This is a genomic window from Pedobacter antarcticus, from assembly GCF_900103515.1.
Taxonomy (GTDB): Bacteria; Bacteroidota; Bacteroidia; order Sphingobacteriales; family Sphingobacteriaceae; genus Pedobacter; species Pedobacter antarcticus.
The window spans coordinates 63,546-83,872 of record NZ_FNGZ01000013.1 but is presented as its reverse complement, the minus strand read 5'-3'; the positions used below and the strand labels follow the sequence as shown (position 1 = coordinate 83,872).

The following is a 20,327-nucleotide window of genomic DNA, read 5'->3' as shown; positions in this document are numbered from 1 at the left end:
TTTTAATTGGCAACCATTTCCAGCATAGCAATGGCATCGTCCACACTATCCAGATTCTCAAATGCAATCCTCAGTGTATTTTTAACTTCTTTAAGATTACACATTCCCGGATGCTGCTGCGCAAACTGCAGGATCTTGTGAAATTGTGTGGAATCAAAGAAATTTGATTGTTTATCGGCAATGAAATAGCCTCTTAAAATACCCTTTTTAAAACTTAGTTTTTCAAAACTCAGTCTTTTAGCCGCCCATTGTAAACGGAGTACATTGAGCATGGTTTTTACAGGCTTCGGAACAGTGCCGAAACGATCCTTTAGCGAGCTTTCAAAGGCTTTAAGTTCAGCTTCATTTTCTAACTTTGATAAAGCGGTATAGAGGTTATAACGCTCTGTAATATTGGTTACATAGTCGTCTGGAATGAAAAGCTCCAGATCTGTATCCATTTGTGTAAAAGTGACAAAAGGTTTATTGGTTTCTTCTTTAAAAAGCTCTTTGAACTCATCTGATTTCAGTTCCTGAATAGCCTCATCAAGGATTTTGTGATACATTTCAAATCCTATTTCAGCAATAAAACCACTTTGCTCCGCGCCAAGCAGATTTCCGCTTCCACGGATATCCAGATCACGCATGGCAATATTAAAACCGCTGCCCAGATCTGAAAATTCTTCTATTGCGCTGAGTCTTTTACGGGCCTCTGAAGTTAAGGTCGATAAAGGTGGGCTCAACAGGTAGCAGAATGCCTTTTTATTGGACCGCCCTACCCTCCCGCGCATTTGATGCAGGTCACTCAGGCCAAACATATGCGCGTGGTTAATGATAATCGTATTGGCGTTAGGAATATCCAGCCCGGCCTCAATAATAGTTGTGGCTACAAGTACGTCCTTTTCTCCGTTAATGAAGTCCAGCATCACATCTTCCAGCGCATCTCCGTCTAGCTGACCGTGAGCGATACCAATTTTTGCTTTCGGGACCAGGGTCTGAATCAGACCGCCTAATTGCGTCAGATCATTAACCCGGTTATGAATAAAAAACACCTGACCTCCCCTGTCGAGCTCAAATTGGATAGCTTCCTGAATTAATTTATCGTTGAATACATGCAATTCTGTGTTTACCGCCTGCCTGTTAGGTGGTGGCGTACTCATAATACTCAGGTCTCTCGCGCCCATTAAGGAGAAATGTAGTGTTCTTGGTATCGGAGTGGCAGTAAGCGTCAGTGTATCAACGTTGACACGCAGTGCACGCAACTTCTCTTTGGCAGTTACACCAAATTTTTGCTCCTCGTCAATAATCATAATGCCCAAAGACTTAAATTTCACGTCTTTACTGAGCAATCTGTGGGTACCTATAACGATATCAACTTTACCTTCCTCTACTTGCTTTAGCGTCTCTTTAATCTGTTTACTTGTCTTAAAACGGTTGATATAATCGACTTTGCAGGGGAATTCTTTCAGTCTGGAAGAAAATGTTTTAAAATGCTGCAGCGCCAGAATGGTAGTTGGCACCAATACAGCGGCTTGTTTTCCATTGGCAACAGCTTTAAAAGCAGCACGGATTGCAATTTCTGTTTTCCCGAATCCTACGTCACCACAGACCAGGCGGTCCATTGGATGCGGAGCCTCCATGTCTTTCTTAACGTCGGCAGTGGCTTTTACCTGATCCGGGGTATCTTCGTAAATGAAGGATGCTTCCAGTTCCGTTTCCAGATAGCTGTCCGGATCGAATGCTGTTCCGACTTGAGATTTACGTAAGGCGTAAAGCTTAATCAGGTCCCTCGCTATATCCTTTACTTTTTTTTTAGTAGTTTTTTTGAGCTTATCCCAGGCTTCTGTACCCAGTTTATTCATTTTCGGGGCAGTACCGTCTTTACCGCTGTATTTGGCAATCCTGTTCAAGGAGTTGATATTGACATACAGGAGGTCGTTGTCGGCATAAATGAGCCTGATCATTTCCTGTGTCTTCCCGTTCACCTCTACTTTTTCCAGGCCGGCATATTTTCCGATCCCATGATCGATATGGGTAACGAAGTCACCTGATTTAAGGTCTCGCAGGTCTTTCATGGTAATTGCCTGGCTTCGCTGATAACCCCTTTTCAGTTTATATTTATAATACCTATCGAAAATCTGGTGGTCGGTATAGAGCGCAATCTGTTGTCGGGCATCTATAAAACCCTCTCTAAGCTGGATGTGAACCGGAACAAACTTAGCTGTCTTATCTATATCATCCAGAATGGCGTATAACCTTTCTGTTTGCTTAGTTGAAGAGCTGCAGATGAAATTATGAATATTATTTTTTTCATTCTCCCTGAAATTATGGATCAGGAGATTGAAATCTTTATTAAATGATGGTTGCGGACGGGTATCAAACTGTATTACCTGATCTGTCTGGAAGAAGAATTGTTTACCAAACTCCACCAACGCGAAATCATGTAGCGTATCCCCTGTTATTTTTTCATCTGCAAACCCAAATTTAGGATCTATCCAGGCATCATTATCCTGTTTTTCTTTCAATGGCAGTGCTTTCCAAAGCTGAACTGCTTTTTTATAACCCGTCTTAATGATATCAAGCGTAAATTCTACGTCTTTAATCCAGATCTGAGTATCTCTACCGATATATTCCAGCAGACTAATATTGCTTTCTGTCAGGTATTTAGATTGTACATTAGGAATAACGGTTAATGATTTGACATCCTCGACTGAAAGTTGACTTTCCAGTTCGAAGGTCCGGATGCTCTCCACTTCATCACCAAAAAACTCTATCCGGTATGGCAAGTCATGGGAAAAAGAGAAAATATCTACAATACCGCCCCTGATAGAGAATTGTCCGGGTTCGTATACAAAAGCTGTACGCTCAAACTCATAATCTATTAGAAACTCATTGATAAAATCGATGCCTAGTTTAATGCCCAGGGTAATTTCCAGCGTGTTTTTTTCGAGTACTGTTCTGTCAATAACCTTTTCGGCAAGTGCTTCCGGGTAACTGACGACAATTTTGCCATACGATGAATTATGGTTCAGTTCATTGAGGACTTCTGCCCTGGCCAGTACATTAGCTGTATCTACCTGAGTAAAATCAAATGCTTTTCGAAAGGACGAAGGAAAAAGCAGAATTTCCTTTTCGAGGATACTTTCCAGGTCGGACATAAAATAGGCAGCTTCTTCCCGGTCCGGCAGAATAAAAAGCTGAGGTTGATGCATAAGCATGTAGGTGGCTGCCGCTACGGTGGCATCTGCAGAACCTACCAGCCCCTTTAATTGCAATTTGTTACCTTTACCCCCGTTCAGGGCCTTTGCCAGCGCTTCGATGCGCTCATCAGTTTTGTATCTGTTGATCAGGTCACGAATGTTCACGAAGTAAAGGTAATATTTATGATTTGCTAATATGTAACAATGCCTGCTTTTATGACTCTAAAATTTAAAACTGCTAAGGCGCAATGGATGAGCCGGATACCAATTGAATTGGTCTTCTGGATTACCGCCATGCTTTTACTTGCCGCAGCACAACCGGTTTATCCACACCAGGGGAATCATTTTTCCCTTTGCCCGCTGGCAGCAGCTGGTTTGGAATGGTGCCCGGGATGTGGACTTGGCAGGTCTATAACGCTTTTTCTTCAAGGAGAATGGCGGGACGGCTTTAAGCAGCACTGGATGGGGGCGCCTGCGATTGTGATTATAATCGGCAGGATTTATGTACTGGCTAAAGCCGAATGGAAAAAATTGATTGTTAAAGGAGGAGAGAATGTATAATTCACCATTTATGATGCTTCCGGGCATCTCACCACAGGAATTTTCATACCTGAGAAGTGCGACTACAGGTTTAAATGAGAGAGAGTTGAATGGATTTCTGATGATCTACCAAAGCAAACGGAGAAATCCCGATGATATGCTGCTTTACTGCGTATTAGGCTTTTTTGTGCCTGGCTTATCCCGATTCCTGGTTAATCAGATCGGAATGGGAATCTTATACTTTTTCACTTACGGACTATGTGCAATCGGTACAATTATCGACCTGGTTAACCATAAGCGGTTGGCCATAGAATATAATGAGCGAATGGTGTTTGAAAGCCTTCAGCTTGTAAAAATAGGCTCATCTATGCAATATTAAGCAGGCATCGTATCTTTACCTTATGAAATTAGCTGAACTGACCAGATATCTGGAAGAATTTGCTCCGCTGAATTATCAGGAAGATTATGATAATTCAGGCCTGCTTTGCGGAGATCCGGAACTTGAAATTACAGGCGTACTGATAGCTTTGGATTGTACGGAGGCTATTGTTGAAGAGGCCATAATAAACCGTTGCAACGTAATTCTTACCCATCATCCCCTTGTGTTCAAAGGATTGAAAAGACTGACCGGTGGTAATTACGTAGAACGGACTTTGCTTAAGGCTATTAAAAATGGGATCGCCCTGTATGCTGCACATACCAATCTGGATAGCGTTCAGGGAGGCGTAAATGGGATGATCTGCAACAGACTCGGTTTGCAAAGGCCCAAAATCCTGGTGCCAAGAAAAGGCATCCTTAAAAAATTAGTTACTTTTTGCCCTGTAGCACAGGCTGAAACTCTCCGTGCTGCTTTGTTTGCTGCAGGCGCAGGGAATATCGGAGATTATGAAGAGGTTAGTTTTAATGCGAGTGGAACCGGAACTTTTTTACCGGGGCTACGTACTTCTCCATTTGCCGGTAGCCCGGGCATAGCTCATCGGGAACAAGAAATAAGAATAGAGACGATATTCCCTGTTCAGCTGGAACGTAAAGTTTTACTGGCTTTGCTGGAAAACCATCCATACGAAGAGGTTGCTTACGATATTTACGCATTGGAAAACAGCCTGGAAACTGTAGGGACAGGAATGTGTGGCTGGCTGGAGCAGGAAATGGATGCCGCCGATTTTATGAATCTGGTAAAGGAACGCATGCAGACTGAAGTGATCCGTCATACACGCCCAACCGGAAAGAAAATTAAGAAGGTTGCCGTTTGCGGTGGATCTGGAAGTTTCTTACTGCAGCAGGCTATTGCCGCGGGTGCTGATGCATTTATTACCGCAGATTTTAAATACCATGAATTCTTTGATGCTGATGGGAAAATAATGATCACTGATATAGGGCACTTTGAAAGTGAGCAATTTACCAGTGACCTGCTTAGGGATCTTATTTTAACGCGTTTCCCAGGGCTTTCTGCCCGCAAGACGACGCATAGTACAAACCCAGTCAGTTATTTCTTATAAGCTTTATTATCAGGCAGGAAAAATATTATTTAAGCAGCACCGATCTGTGGATCGCTGCTGCTTTCTTTTCCGTTTTCTACGTGTCCTGCAAAATGCTGGCTAAACTCCGGATGAGTCAGTTCTGAAAGTATAAAATCGTACCATGAATAGCTTTCTTTCAGGTCCAGAACCAATGCTTTTTCTTTGTCTCCCGCATTTAATCTCAGCTCAGCGACTTGTGTATAATAAGCTTGATGTGCGACTTTAAAATGAAGGGGGGCATTTCCCTTTTGGCGCCTAATTACCAGGCGGATATTTCCATCAGGTGTACCAGAGCTATTCTGCGTATATTCCAGCTGCACAGTCACATCGGGATCCTGTGCGGTGCCCCGATATGCACGGTAGAAACCGTTCACTCCGTTTACTTCCAGTTGATAATGCTGTTCCGGGAACAGGCTAAGTGGCCATTTATATTCCAGACTATCCCCTGCTGCTGCGGTAAATGACCAGGTTTTTTCCAGTCCGTAAACGGTAAATCCTGCGCCACTGGATGCCATACCGAAAAACTCATGACCCGATTTGAACTGGATTCCGATTTCTTTTTTCTCTTGATCAAGGGAAGAATTTGCATATAATTCATAAGGGAGTGCATTGGCAGGGCGGTTTCCCAGCTCCTGTCCGGGCATAAACGGGCTCTTCTGCGGGTTCTTTAAGGCCTGAGTGATCTCTTCCCTATTCAGGTTGTGATACCCTTTAGGGAGCGGTTTAAATTGTGCGCTATGAATATGTTCCAGATAAGGAACACGGGCGAGCGCTTCAGGGAATGAAATCTTTTCTCCGTTATAGGGTCTGAATACCGAGCTATAGTCTCCGCAAAGGCTGCGTCTCCAGCTCGTTATATTCTCTTCTCTGATGGTTTTTCCGGTTTTATGACTCAGGAATTTCTCCAGAAACTGGAGGCTTGAGGTATGGTCATAAACCTGTGAATTCACATAACCTCCCCTGCTCCATGGAGATACAATTACAGTTGGTACCCGGAAACCTAATCCGACCGGGCTCTCCCGGCTGCTTTGGCCCGCATAAACATATTCTGCCCGGATGTCTAGTCCCGGAGACACCAGTCCTGTTTCAGGATCTTTCGGATTAGGCGCAACTACTGGTGGCAGATGATCAAAATAGCCGTCATTTTCGTCGTAAGTGAGTATAAAAACCGTCTTCTTCCAAACTTCAGGATTTTTAGTCAGGATGTCCAGAACTTCGGACACATACCATGCGCCATACCAGGGGGCACTCGGGTGGTCGGAGAAATTACAGGGTGCAACCAGCCAGGATACCGCTGGCAGTTTACCTGAATCTGTGTCTTTCCTGAACTGATGCAGCACGTCTCCTTTAGGTATTTGTGCACTAACCTCCTTTCCATCTGCGTCATAGCTAATGGTTTCAAGTTTATGGTAATTGGGGTCATTCTTGTTAGTTACGAACGCTCTGCGATGGAGATCTTGAGTTTTAGCATCTTGAGCCGATAAAGGATTTTCTGCAGCCTTCTTAAAAGCTTCTTTCCAGTTTTCGAGATTTTTAAGGTCTTTTTCTGTCCGTTCACCTACGGGTTTTTGTTCCATTTTACGGATCTTCAGATCCAGGGATTTCAGGTATTCTGGGTGGCAAGTCACTTTGTATTGTTGAAAGAATTCCAGACTGTTATCGGTGAAATTAGCCAGCCATTCTTCTTCTTCATCGCTGAGCCCCGCTCCTATACTAATTTCATTCTGATAAATTTTCCAATCAATTCCCGCTGCAGATAATCGTTCGGGGAACGTTTTCCAGGTATTATGTTCCGGTATGTCGATCTGATCATTGGATACATGTGCGACCGAATCTTCATCCTGCTGCTGTTTGATTTTTCCTGTCCAGAAAAAAGACCGGTTAGGGCTGGTTCCTGTCAGTGAGGAACAAAAGCTATGATCACAAACAGTAAATGCATCTGCCAGAGCGTAGTAAAACGGGATATCCTCTCTGTTATAATATCCCATCGTTAGTGGCATATCTGCATAAGCTTCATTACCAGATCTTTTGGCGTCCAGCCAGCCGTCGTAGCTGCCTTTATTTCTTGCATCTACCTGGTTATCCCAGGAATGTGGTAACGAGTTCATCCAGGTCGCTTTGGTATCATTGAGGTTAAGTCTGAAAGGGGCATAGGTTTCCCCTTTTTTATTACGCTGCAGCCATACAGGATAATCATTGGAAAGGCGGATGGCTCTGGGGTCCTGAAAACCGCGGACGCCACGCAGTGTACCGAAAGTATGATCAAAGGAGCGGTTTTCCTGCATAAGCAGCACGATATGTTCTGCATCCAGGTAACTGCTGCCTAAAGCGGGATTAATGGCCATTGCTTTCTGTATTGCCGGTGGAATCAAGCCTGATACGCCTAATGCCGCACTTAATAAACCTGCTTTTTTAATGAATTCTCTTCTGTTCTCCATAGTAAGGACCGGAATGATAAGCCGTGAATTTATGGATAATTATTTCGATTTGTTCTCAAGGGTAATTGTAAATAATTTTGAATGGTTCTAAATTGTGCTACCTTTGGCATTTGACTAATCACGTAAAATTGAGCACTGATCCTTCAACCAAACGTATACAAATTGATGAGCAGTCTTTTTTCAAGCTTTATGAAAGCCATTGGAAAAAGCTGTATCAGCTTGCTTTGCAATATACTGAGAATGGATTTCAGGCTGAAGGAGTTGTTCAGGAAGTATTTACTTCTGTTTGGAAACGTCGTGAAAGTTTAGAATTGACAGAAAGTACGGCTCTAAACTATCTGGTAAGGGCAGTGCGTTTCCGCGTTTTCCGCCTGCATAGTGATGAGTTAAGGACTTCCCGTAAAATGGAAGAAATTAAAGCAAGACAGCCGGATTCTGCCAATCATACGGAGCAGGATGTGCTGTACCGTTTTTTAAAGGAAGATGTCGATCAGCTGATCGCCCTTCTGCCAAGCCGCTGCAAAGAAGTTTATTTACTGAGCCGTGAAAGAGGTATGAACAACCAGGAGATCGCCAAAGCTCTGCTTATTTCGGAAAAAACAGTTGAAAACCAGTTAACGAAGGCACTAAATTTCATCCGTAAGGGCCTGGAGACCTATCCGCGTTAACACTTTGCATTAAACCTTTCACCCGTCAGGTAATCATTTATTATTATTTTTTTGTGGTATTGAGTCTGTTTAGCAGACTGTTATCGGTCTGTTCATTGCGTCTATTTAAAATAGTTCTAAATAGACGTGGGGGTAAAAGGGCTGGTATGATACTTTATTATAGAACGCCGGTACAGTGCAATGCTTATTGTCTGATCAGGTAGTGCTATAGAAAGGGAAATCTAATGATATAAATATTTACAAATCCATCTGCTCTTCAAAAATAGCCGTACAGTTCGTACCTGTACGGCTTTAAACCCAAGGGGTTCTTTCAAATTATAGATTCATTTAAAAGCAATGCAAATTAAGAAAATTTTTCTGACGGGGATTCTATGCGCCCTTTTATTTCATACTTATGCAACTCCGCAGAGTGGCGGAACCATTCACGGAAAGGTCGTCCATTCGATTAATGGGGCACTTTCAGGTGTTACTGTAAGGTTGTTGCCTTTGCAGAGAACGGTAGTTACCGATAGTCAGGGTCGTTTCAGTTTTTCTGCACTCCCGGCAGGTGAATACACTGTCGTTGTACAGGCAATGAGTTATCTCAAAAGCCATCGAACGCTAACCCTGGCAGCAGATCAGCAGCTTGCCATTAATTTCTCATTAGACGAGGAGGGCGGGCGTGAAATGCGCGAAGTTTCAGTACTCGGCCTCAGCAAAAGCCAGCAAGTTAATAAGCAACCATATGCTGTAGTTTCCATTGATGCGAAGGCATTGAGTAATACGACTATGGATATTGGGCAAGTGCTAAACAGGGTTTCGGGCGCTAGAGTTCGCGAGTCCGGGGGGGTGGGCTCCGATTTTCGGTTTAGTCTAAATGGTTTTTCCGGAAAACAGATCAAATTCTTCTTAGATGGGGTACCAATGGATAACTTCGGGTCGTCTTTTCAGCTGAACAATATCCCTGTCAACTTTGCTGACCGCATCGAAGTTTATAAAGGTGTGGTTCCGGTATGGCTGGGTGGGGATGCGCTCGGCGGCGCCGTAAATATCGTCACGAATTCAAACCCGGGGACCTATATAGATGCTTCCTATTCTTTTGGATCCTTTAATACGCACAAATCTGCTGTGAATGCAGGGTATACTGCCGCTTCTGGTTTTACTGTACAGCTCAATGCATTTCAGAATTATTCTGACAATGATTATTGGGTAAATGTAGATGTGGTAGACCATGAAACCGGTTTAAATAATCCTGCCCGGGTACGTCGGTTTCATGATCGCTATCATAATGAGACAGTGGTGCTTAAAGCGGGTTTCAGGGGAAAGAAGTTTGCTGACCTGCTTTTGCTGGGGGGAACTTTCGGAAAGAACCGTGCAGATATTCAAACTGGTAACCGGATGTACGATGTCTACGGATCAAGATGGAGGTCCGGAAACCTGTTGCAGCCGGCAATCCAGTACACTAAAAGGAACTTATTTACTAAAGGTCTGGATCTGCGTCTGAACGGGAACTTCAATTTCGGTGAGGAAAGGAGTGTGGATACAGCATATAAACGTTATACCTGGGACGGAACATTTGTTTTTAAAGATCCAGCTAATCCAGACCGTCCGGGAGGTGAGAGCAGTTATACAGATTATAAGTTTAGAAATAACAACGGTGTTGTGAATGCGGCTTTGAATTATCAGTTGAATGAAAAGCATTCTTTTTCCCTGAATGAGCTTTTCAGCACATTTAACCGCAAGGGTAAAAACAGGCTCGATCCGGATAATATATTCGACCGTCAACCAAAAATCACCAGAAAATACATTACAGGTTTGGGTTACAGGGCGGAATTTAGTGAAAGATTCAACGCTACAGCGTTTTTAAAGCACTATTATCAGCAAAACGTAAGTTATGATGCTACCAGTGAATTTAACCGGGAGACGGGGCAGATGGAGCATGAGATTCATATTCGTAAGGGCAACTTTTCTAAATCGGGTTATGGTTTTGCGGGAACTTACTTTCTCTGGCCGGAACTGCAGTTGAAGGGCTCTTATGAAAGGGCTTACAGGTTGCCGGAAAACACGGAATTGTTTGGCGACATGGTCAACGAGCGCGGAAATAGTAACCTGCGGCCGGAAAGCAGCCAGAATATTAATCTTGGCGCGACTTATCAGCAGACTTTTAATCAGGACCATTTCGTGTCTTTACAGGCGAGTTTTGTCTATCGAAATGCGAAGGATTATATCCGCTCTTTACTACTACCTGGAGGTACAAATGGGGAGTATATTCAGATGAGCACAAATGAGTCAAATGTAAAGAACAGGGGGGTAGATGCAGAACTCCGTTATGCCTACCGGGACCGGTTCAGTATCAATACTAGTTTTACTTACCAAAATCTGAGAAATGATACGGAATTTGAGACTTTGCCTTCCGGCGAACGTTCGAAGGTGCCAAGCGTAGTCTATGGTGACCGTATCCCAAATACGCCTTATTTGTTTGGTAATGCATCTTCCAGCCTATATTTTAATAATGTTTTTCAAAAAGGAAACCGTTTATCTATAACTTATAACTTAATGTATGTAAATAGATTTTATCTATTCTGGCCTAGTCAGGGCTCTAAAAATACGAAGCTCGACATACCGGTTCAATGGGCGCATGATGCCAGTATGGTCTATACTGTGAAGGGCGGAAAATATAATGTTGCAGTGGAATGTCTCAATCTGACCGACGCGATTTTATACGATAATTTTAAACTGCAGAAGCCAAGCAGATCCTTCAATCTGAAGCTGAGATACTACTTTTCAACTACGGCTAAACCAGCACAATCTTAAAAAAATTCTATTAGAAGCCTCTGATCAAGGCAACAAACCCTAAAGGGAAACATATACTTTTTAATAACAACAAAACAAAAATGAAAACAACTTCGAATTTCCTATTGTCAGCAGGATTAGCAATGGCAGTTTTGCTTGGGGCATGCAGTAAATCAAAAGATACACCGGAAGTAACCGGACCAACAAACCCGGAGGGAACAGGACGCAGTAAATATGTATTTGTATACTCGGGATCGGCAGCATCCGGTAGTGCCGGAACGTATATTGTCAGCACAGATGACATTACCACAGGGAAAGTGTCTTCCAGAAATAACGGGGTAGAGACGGACGCTTATTCCTTTGTCTTACAGAATAACACAATTTTCGCGCAGGCTTATAATAATCTGGGGCCGGTTACGCCTTACCGTATTTATGAAGATGGAGAGATCGGAATCGCAGGCAGAACAGTGACAACTTTCCGTACCGGTGTTTCGGGTACTGTAAATCAGGATACCTGGGTAGGCGGGGGCGATCCGAGATCAAGTGGGGTTGGTGAATTGTTCCGCTTTGATGCTGTCAATATGCAGGTTTCGGGTAAAAGCGTCACAGATATGAATAAGATTACCGGTACAGGCGAAAATGCAGTATGGACGGGTTTATTCCAGGTAGATAACAAGCTGTATATGCCGTATTATAAGTTTAAACCGGCGGGTGCCGGCGCTGCGCCATGGCAGGGGAATTACGGCAGTCTTGATACGGCATGGGTAGCTGTTTTCAGTTATCCGGAGATGAAGTATGAGAAAACTATTTCCGATGGCAGAACCGGATTTATCGGTAACTGGGGCAGTATGCAGGGGCTTAAGCAAATTGAAAATGGTGACTCTTATGTCTGGGCAACTTCTGGAAGTATCAATAATATTAAATCAAAAAACCATTCAGGTATCCTAAGAATAAAAAAGGGTACAGAAGCATTTGATAAGGATTATTTCTTTGATGTTGAAGCGCTTACCGGATTCAAAATTGCCAGGGGAGAGTACATTGCTAATGGTAAGTTCCTGATGACAATTTACACTTCTGCAGAAACCGGTGATGTATCGGGCGGACGCGTGAAGGTAGCTATTGTAGATATCAACAGTAAAACGGTTACTTATGTGAAGGATGTGCCAGAGCACGAACAAGGGTCCTTTAAAATGCACGTATACTATGAAGGCGATGGGAAAACCATCAGCTATGTGCTGGAAGACGATATGAAACAATACTATGTCTATATCATTAATGCCGAAACGGCTACTGGTAAAAAAGGCGTGCATATCGAAGGGGCCGATAATGTAACGGCATTCTCTAAACTAAAATATTAATCATTCAGGGGGTATGCCGTATCAGGCATCCCCCTTTTTTATAACCTAGCTAAAAATAACGCTTAATCATCTATGAAATCTTTGATCTTTTTAATTTGTTTATTTGCCGGGATCTCCGGTGCTGCTGCGCAATCTTACAGGCTAGAAGGCCGGTTGTCTGATGAGCTGCTTAATCCGGTAGCTTCGGCAGGTATCTTTTTATTTAAGGTAAAGGATTCTGTGCAAGTAAAGGCTGTTATGAGTGATGAAAAGGGAGGTTTCGAGCTCAGTGATATCCCTGCTGGAAAATACTACGTCAGAATCAGTTATATCGGGTTTACCAACTATTTTAGTGCTGCGCTGGAACTCAACGAACAGCGTAAATTCCATAACTTTGGACATATCCGGTTAGTTCCTGATCAGCAGGTATTGGAGACGGTTAATATCAAGGGTAGCAAGGCACAGATTGAACAAAGCCTGGACCGTGTCGTACTGAATGTGGAAAACAGTATCCTGGCCGAAGGAGGAACTGCGCTCGATGTTCTTTCTAAAGCGCCGGGACTTACGGTTTCTGACGATGGGTCGGTCAGTTTAAAAGGCAGGCCCGGGACAATGGTTATGATTAACGGCAAGCCAACTTATTTGTCGGGCAGCCAGCTGGCCAACCTGCTCAGGGGCACCTCTTCCGGACAGATCAGCAAAATTGAAATTATGGCTAACCCACCGGCAGGTTATGATGCCGCCGGAAAAGGTGGGATCGTGAATATTGTGATGAAGAAAAGCCTCAAAGCGGGCTTAAACGGTTCGTTGTCGGCTAATGGAGGAACCGGACGCGGCGCAAGATTAGGCGGGGGCGGTAGTTTGAACTACCGGTCGGATAAGCTGAATGTCTTTGGAAATTACACTTACTATCATCAGAATTTGAAGAGTTCAGGCGAAGTTAATCGCCTGTTCGCCGATGGTGCGGGTAATATTACAGGCAGATCTTTGCAAAGGGATGAGTCTTCCGCTAAGCTGCGGTCGTCAAATTTTCAAGCCGGTTTGGATTATACGATCGATTCAGCGAATACGATCGGTTTTGTGGCTAGTGGTGGTGACGGGCAATACCCGGACACGCAGCCCGGTTCTAATCTTTTATATGGTGCAGATGGTAAGCTTGCCCGTAATGCCGCGACTTATATTTTTGGGAAAGAGAAGTGGGAGGACAGGCAATACAATTTGAATTACGTACATAAATTTAATGGAAACGGGCATGAGCTGAAGGCTGATATCGACTACGTAACTCATTTTTCAAGGATGAATCAGGATTTGAAAACAACTTATTCTGACGCATCCGGATCCACTATGCTTAGCAAATCTGAGCGTCGCGGAGATTTACCTTCTGACAACTCCATTATTGCGGGTAAACTGGACTACAGCCTGCCTTTAGCTAAAAACCTGAAGATTGATGCGGGCTGGAAAGGCAGTAAAGTGAAAATTGAAAATATCCTGCGTTATGACACGCTGGCTAACGGCGAATTTGTAGCAGATCTGGCTTCTGGAAACCACTTTAAATACCGGGAGGAGATTCAGGCGGGATATCTCAGCATAAAAAAAGATTGGGGGAAATGGAGTTTACTGGCAGGGTTACGGGGTGAGTACACCGCAACAGAGGGACACCAGATTGAAACGGATTCTCTGGTAAAGCGCGATTATTTTCAATTGTTTCCAAGTGTTTTCCTGAGCCGTGAATTCAAAGAAAATCATAAGCTTCAGCTGGGATATAGTAGGAGACTCGAGCGGCCCGGGTACTGGGATCTCAATCCATTCCGGATCTATGACGACCCGTTCTCTTATGACGAGGGTAATCCTTATTTGAGGCCTTCGCTGGTAAATACGGTTGAGCTGAGCCATGCATATCGTTCGGCCTGGTTCACAACTTTAACTTATAGCAAAAGTACCGATGTGATTAGCCAGCTGATTGGCGGAGATGCAAGCCTGGTGTACCAGCGGCCTGAGAATGCCGCTGAATTTGTAAATTATGGCCTGAGTCTTACCGGGACATTGAATTTTACCTCCTGGTGGACATCAACACAATTTGCCCATGTTTTCAGAAACGAGTTTAAAATAGATAATGAAAATGTAGAATTCCGGCTCGACAGAACTAGTTTCACATTTGATAGTCAGCACACGTTTAAACTCGGTAATAACTGGAAAGCTGAACTGAACGGAATATATAAATCTAAAATGAGTATGGGTGTATATACAATGGGCGGCTATTATATGGTTTCCGGAGGATTTCAGAAATCCCTGTTCAGCGAGAAATGTACCTTGAAAATGCTGGTGACCGATATCTTCCAATCCAAAAAAACGCGTTATGAAACAGATTATGGTGGTATTCAGGTTTCTGGATTACGTCGTCCTGACAGCAGGGCTGCGGTGTTTTCTCTGAGTTACCGGTTCGGCAGCTCGGAAGGCGGCCGGAAAAGCAACAATTCCGGAGCCGACGATCTGAAGAGCCGTTTTTAACGTTAAGTGTTTGAAATGCCTGTATTACACCACATTTGCGGCAACTATCCAGGTTTGGGAATTCATTTTACAATCAGCAGATTAATAGTGATTTGTATACATGAATTGAAAATTATACTTATCTTTGCGAGCTTCAGCAGCTTAAATGGTTATATTTTGACCAGATCTGCCGGAGAATAATTCCGTACACAAGCTAAAATGCAGTTCAATTACTGATAATTAGTTTAATATAATTATACCCATAAATTATTTCATTTAATGGAACAAACTGTAGAGCAAAAGCTGAAAGCTTTATACGAATTACAAACCTTACATACTAAAATTGACAAAATCCGTCAGATCCGTGGTGAATTACCAATGGAAGTGGCAGATCTGGAAGATGAAGTTGCAGGCTTGGAAACACGTATACAAAAATTCAAAGCTGAATTGGATGAAACCGAAGATGCGATTGTAACACGTAAAAACATGATCAAGGAAGCTCAGAACCTGATCAAGAAATATGATGGCCAGCTTAAAGAAGTAAAGAATAACCGGGAATATGATGCTTTGACCAAAGAAGTGGAAATCCAGTCCCTGGAGATTCAGGTTTGTGAGAAAAAGATCAGAGAGCATGGATTTGAAATTGCTTCTAAAACTGAAATCTATGAGAAAGCATTAGCTGATTTAGAATCCAGAAAGAATGACCTCGACATTAAAAAAGGTGAACTGGAAACAATCACTTCTGAAACTGAAAAAGATGAGCAGGCTTTAAATAAAAAATCAGAGAAAGCTGAAGCTGCAATTGAAGACAGATTATTAGTTGCCTACAGAAGATTGAGAAGCAACGCTAATAACGGTCTTGCGGTTGTTACGATTGACCGTGATTCATGTTCAGGTTGTTTCAATCAGATTCCGCCTCAACGTCAGTTAGATATTCGTCAACGTAAGAAAATTATCGTTTGTGAGCACTGTGGTAGAATCCTTGTGGATGAGGCCTTAACTCATGAGCAGGAAGAGGCAGTTTAGGCTGTTTAATTCCAATTAAAAAAACCGGTCAGTCCTAACTGACCGGTTTTTTTATGCCATTTTAAAACAAAAGCGCTCAAAATACCGTTGAGTAATTATCTTTTAAAGCGAATAATTCTATGCCGGCGAATTCTAGCCTCCGATCTTTTTCTCTCCGATTTCTTTTAATGCTCAGTTTGCTTTTGCCACTAAATGCGATGGCTAACTTTGATTTTAATGCAAATTGCCTCAAAGCTTACCAGTTGATTTTTGAGCTTAAATTAAGTTCAGCAAGGCAATTGATCGCTCAGGAAAGAAAAGTCCGCCCAAGCAACTCAATTGTGCCCTTGCTGGAGAATTATGCTGACTATTTTCAGTTAATCACCTCAGAAAGCAAAATAGATTTCGACCGCATGAAAGAAATGAAATCAAAAAGGTTAAGTCAGATTGCGGATGATAATGCCGGCTCTCCTTATTATTTATATGCACAGGCCGAAATTAACCTGCAGTGGGCTATGCTCAGAAGTCGCTATGGTGAATATTTTGGTGCCGCGCGGGAGATAAAAAAAGCAAATGGACAATTGCAGGAGAATAACAAGAAATATCCCGGCTTTCAGCTGAATGCTAAGGGGCTTGGTCTGATCAATGTGATTATAGGCAGCTTGCCTGAAGGTATGATGAAAAGTACGCTGTCGACTTTCGGTCTGCGGGGTAATGTAAGAGAGGGGCTTGCTATGCTGGAGCGGCTTGCAATAAACTTACCTAAATCGACCGATGAGCCTTTTTATGAGGAGGTGATATTTTACTATGCCTATGTGCTTTCAGATGTTGTGAAATCACCGGATGCTTATTCAAAAACCATGAAATTTACCGCTCGTATCGCTGATAGTAGCCTGCTAAAATCTTACCTGCGTGCGTATGTTTGCTCAAGAAATGGCCATACCGACGAAGCCATAGCCATTCTATCAGCAAGACCGGCTTCTGATACCTATCAGTCCTTTCCTTACCTGGAATTATTAATGGGAACTGCCAAATTGAATAAACTGGATTTGTCGGCGGCTTTGAATTTTAAAAAGTTTCTACAGCTAAATAAAGGCGTTAACTATATTCGGGATGCTAATCTGCATCTAGCCTGGATAAGTTTGTTAAATGGCGATACAGGCTCTTATAATGGGTATATGGGCAGAGTAAAGACGAGTGGCAATTCTTATCATGAAAAGGATAAGCAGGCGCTTAATGAGGCGGGCGAAGAAATGCCAAACCAGGAATTATTGAAGGCCAGATTACTATTTGATGGCGGATATTACAGCAGGGCTTCGGCTTTGACCGGTGCTATGGATCCAGACAGGCTGAAAGCCGGCCGGGATAAAGCTGAATATTATTACAGATCGGGTAGGATTAATGACGCATTGAATAAAGATGCAGCTGCTGTAAAGGATTATCAGCAGGCAGTACAGGCTGGAAAGAACCTGAAGTATTATTTTGCAGCAAACTCTGCACTTTTGATGGGCAAGATATATGCCGGCAAAAAACAAAATGCTTTAGCTAAGGCCGCATTTAACGAGGCTATAGCCATGAAAAATCATGAATATGAGAATAGCATCGAATCCCAGGCCAAAGAGGGTTTAAGATCTTTAGTTAACTGATTTATTGCGGTTGTTATTTTTCTCGCTTAATGCAGCATCTGCTGCTGCCAGACCACCGACAGCACCAACTAACGCAACCCCGGTCATTGTCTTACCAAAACCAGTTATTTTTGAAGTCATCATTACATTACCGGGATTTCCTTCGTATTCACTGGTTTTCTTTGGATTAGCACCTGAACGTGCAATTGAAGACACGTAAAAATTTCCGGTGCTGACAAAATTATCAGGTTTATTTTCCTTTAAGGTATAAAGTGTAATATAGCTTCTGAATTTCAAGGGTGAATTATCTGCATCGAAATCTGCCTGTTTAACATAGAGTACGCCTGTTCCATCACTGTAATTCCAGGCTGCCGATTTATATTCGCTTTTAGGGAACGGATCAAAACTAGCTGCATCCAATACAGTGATTTCACGGGTGATTTGTGACGCAGGGGGTATAAATCCTTCATTATTAGGTATCGTAGCTAATGCGTTTAGTGATCCTTCGCTATAATTATATAAAGAACGCCTGTTATTTTCTGAAACATTGCTGGTGTTACCGCTGATTTTAATATCTGACTGGATAAAGCTATAAGCCTTCTCCCTAATAATCAGAGCTGAGTTATTCCAGTTAACATAAATAGGATCATTCAGTTTATTGTAGATATCAATCTTTAAAGGGGCGTCCATACCGGCAAAATTATAGGTGATTCTCACGCTATCATTTTCCAGCTTAAATACACCGTTGGAGGTCATCTCCGCTGGAGAATCAGCTGCAACGGTGCTGAGCATATATGACTTGCAGGAAACTGAAACACAGGCAAGCAGCAGCAGGTAAAATATCTTTTTCATCTTGTGGTTCGTTGGTTACCACAAGGTAGCGAAAATTGCACCATTTATCAATGGCTTTTCCTAAAACTGATAAATTATTGCGTTAATATGCATACCCGCGCCAACAGAAGCAAAGATCGCATACTCGCCGCTTTTCACTTCATATCCGTTAATTTGTTGATGACGTACCAGATCTATCAGGGTAGGGACTGTTGCTACTGAACTGTTCCCAAGCCAGGAAATTGTCATTGGAACAAGGTTTTCAGGAATCGTATCGAGATTATAAAGTTTAAAGACTCGTTTCATAATTGCACTATCCATTTTACCATTCGCCTGATGAATGAAAACCGTTTTGATATCTAAAATGTCAATTCCGGCCTTATCTATGGCGGCTTTTATTACCTGGGGTACATGACTTACGGCAAACTCATAAAGTTTACGTCCATTCATTTTCAGATACATATTGCCGTCTGTTTTATCTGGATTTCCGCTTTTACCCATGTAAAGCAGGTTGGCGTAGTTTACTGCATAGGTCTGAGTTTTATGAGCAATAATACCCGTTTTTCTCTCAGTTTGCTTTGCTTCTAATATGGCGGCACCAGCTCCGTCTGCGAAAATCATGCTGTCTCTGTCATGCGGATCCACAATTCTCGACAAAGTTTCTGCGCCGATTACCAGGATTTTTTTTGCATCGCCACTTTGCAGCATATAGTGAGCCTGCACAACGCCCTGAATCCATCCGGGGCAGCCGAATATTAAGTCGAATGCTACACAATCGGGGTTATTAATTTCAAGAAGCTGTTTAACTTTCGCTGCCAGTGATGGTAAGATATCCATCCGGTTTTCACCGGCTTTGATATCTCCGAAGTTATGGCAGCAGATTATTCCGTCCAAACTCTCCTGGTCTATTTTGGCGTCATTAATAGCACGAGATGCTGCTATTGCTGCGATGTTACTATTCAGTAAATGGTCATCTGCATAACGTCTTTCATTAATTTCCGTAATCTCCGAAAATTTGCTAATAATTTCTGCATTTGCCTTTTCAATTATGACTCCATTGTCATAAAAACTAGTTTCCAAAAAGTGACTTCCGGAAATAATTTTCTCTGGAATATAGCTCCCGGTGCCCGTAATAACTGTTGATAGATGCTCTTTATTGCTCATTTTATACCGTATACCATTTTAGTATGTAGTATAAATTTAAGACTAATAAATGGAAATTAAAAATTTATGAGAAATCGTCAATTAAAAATACAAATAATTCTTTAGGTCCGTGCGCCCCCAGAACTAGTGTTTTTTCGATGTCTGCCGTACGGCTTGGGCCCGTAATTGTGCTGATCATTGTAGGAATCTGACTACCGTATTTATTCTTCAGCAATTGAAATCCGTCCTTCAAATCCATGACTAATTGTCCGGTTCTTGCAATAACAATATGATGATGCGGATAGATGCTCAGCCTGCGACCAGATTCGTTCTGGTTACTAAGCAATACCGAGCCGTTGCGTGCAATAAGTGCTTCGCACATAGTAATACCGACTTCAGCCATTTCAAAGTCTTTATCGGTCTTATAAAAGGGGAATTCATAAGTAGAAAGCAAGGCCTGCAGCTCACGCTCCCAGCAATAGATTTTTCTCCATTTAAACTTATCTGCGAGTTCAAGGATGTTCTCTATAAAATCCACACCGTTTTCGCAAAAAATAAAATTACCGGATACAGCAGTGAGCTGTTCGGCAAACATAATTTCAGGGATTTCATCAGTGGGCGTATAGAGCGGACTTTCTTCCAGGTTGGGATAAGGATTGTCCCGCTTCTCCAGCAGGGCTTTCCTGATCTTCTTTAACATCAGCTCTTTGGAAGATATGTTCTCTTGCATATAGAAATGGATTTGCCGTCAGTGTGGTTGATCACACTGACGGCTCCATAAG

At 42.7% G+C, this 20,327-nt stretch carries 14 protein-coding genes; 9 read left to right on the top strand and 5 right to left on the bottom strand.

The features are described from left to right. Positions 1–2: 2 nt before the first annotated feature. Positions 3–3,344 carry a transcription-repair coupling factor gene (gene mfd, locus BLR53_RS18085; RefSeq protein WP_074591672.1) on the bottom strand — a complete coding sequence of 1,114 codons (3,342 nt, stop codon included), beginning with the start codon at positions 3,342–3,344 and terminating at the stop codon, positions 3–5. Between the two features lie 51 nt (positions 3,345–3,395). Here mfd and BLR53_RS18080 point away from each other — a divergent pair, with 51 nt between their 5' ends. Genes BLR53_RS18080 through BLR53_RS18070 form a run of 3 tightly spaced genes read left to right on the top strand, consistent with a single transcriptional unit; the run spans position 3,396 to position 5,218 of the window. Then, complete coding sequence (locus BLR53_RS18080; protein WP_070808206.1) at positions 3,396–3,740, top strand: DUF2752 domain-containing protein; 345 nt, start codon at positions 3,396–3,398, stop codon at positions 3,738–3,740. Then, positions 3,733–4,098, top strand: coding sequence for a TM2 domain-containing protein (locus tag BLR53_RS18075; RefSeq protein ID WP_037441157.1), 366 nt, complete (start codon positions 3,733–3,735; stop codon positions 4,096–4,098). The genes BLR53_RS18080 and BLR53_RS18075 overlap by 8 nt, the downstream gene beginning before the upstream one ends. A 22-nt stretch (positions 4,099–4,120) precedes the next feature. Then, positions 4,121–5,218, top strand: coding sequence for a Nif3-like dinuclear metal center hexameric protein (locus BLR53_RS18070; RefSeq protein ID WP_074591671.1), 1,098 nt, complete (start codon positions 4,121–4,123; stop codon positions 5,216–5,218). Between the two features lie 29 nt (positions 5,219–5,247). On the opposite strand, the gene BLR53_RS18065 is transcribed toward BLR53_RS18070, so the two are convergent. After that, entirely contained in the window at positions 5,248–7,677 is a 2,430-nt protein-coding gene (locus BLR53_RS18065) for a phosphocholine-specific phospholipase C (protein ID WP_074591670.1), read from the bottom strand. A 110-nt stretch (positions 7,678–7,787) separates the two neighbouring features. Between BLR53_RS18065 and BLR53_RS18060 the strand changes: the two genes are divergently transcribed. From BLR53_RS18060 to BLR53_RS18035, 6 genes are all read left to right on the top strand, one after another. Continuing rightward, positions 7,788–8,345 (top strand): RNA polymerase sigma-70 factor, encoded by a 558-nt coding sequence (locus BLR53_RS18060; RefSeq protein ID WP_070808205.1) that lies wholly within the window; start codon positions 7,788–7,790, stop codon positions 8,343–8,345. 336 nt (positions 8,346–8,681) lie between these two features. Further along, complete coding sequence (locus BLR53_RS18055; RefSeq protein ID WP_037441149.1) at positions 8,682–11,138, top strand: TonB-dependent receptor; 2,457 nt, start codon at positions 8,682–8,684, stop codon at positions 11,136–11,138. Positions 11,139–11,218: 80 nt separating this feature from the next. Then, positions 11,219–12,475, top strand: coding sequence for a DUF4374 domain-containing protein (locus BLR53_RS18050; protein ID WP_037441146.1), 1,257 nt, complete (start codon positions 11,219–11,221; stop codon positions 12,473–12,475). A 72-nt stretch (positions 12,476–12,547) separates the two neighbouring features. Beyond that, entirely contained in the window at positions 12,548–14,962 is a 2,415-nt protein-coding gene (locus BLR53_RS18045) for an outer membrane beta-barrel family protein (RefSeq protein ID WP_074591668.1), read from the top strand. Positions 14,963–15,220: 258 nt separating this feature from the next. Continuing rightward, a complete protein-coding gene (locus BLR53_RS18040; RefSeq protein ID WP_037443185.1) occupies positions 15,221–15,967 on the top strand; it encodes a zinc ribbon domain-containing protein in 747 nt (248 codons plus the stop codon). Positions 15,968–16,164: 197 nt separating this feature from the next. Next, on the top strand, positions 16,165–17,592 hold the full coding sequence (locus BLR53_RS18035; protein WP_244889571.1) for a tetratricopeptide repeat protein: 1,428 nt from the start codon (positions 16,165–16,167) through the stop codon (positions 17,590–17,592). Here BLR53_RS18035 and BLR53_RS18030 read toward each other — a convergent pair. The 3 genes from BLR53_RS18030 to BLR53_RS18020 form a co-directional block, all read right to left on the bottom strand. Continuing rightward, on the bottom strand, positions 17,581–18,423 hold the full coding sequence (locus BLR53_RS18030; RefSeq protein WP_074591663.1) for a hypothetical protein: 843 nt from the start codon (positions 18,421–18,423) through the stop codon (positions 17,581–17,583). The genes BLR53_RS18035 and BLR53_RS18030 overlap by 12 nt on opposite strands. Before the next feature lie 60 nt (positions 18,424–18,483). Further along, positions 18,484–19,566 (bottom strand): 3-oxoacyl-ACP synthase III family protein, encoded by a 1,083-nt coding sequence (locus tag BLR53_RS18025; RefSeq protein ID WP_037443189.1) that lies wholly within the window; start codon positions 19,564–19,566, stop codon positions 18,484–18,486. Positions 19,567–19,630: 64 nt separating this feature from the next. Next, entirely contained in the window at positions 19,631–20,275 is a 645-nt protein-coding gene (locus tag BLR53_RS18020) for a LutC/YkgG family protein (RefSeq protein ID WP_037443191.1), read from the bottom strand. Between the last annotated feature and the right edge of the window lie 52 nt (positions 20,276–20,327).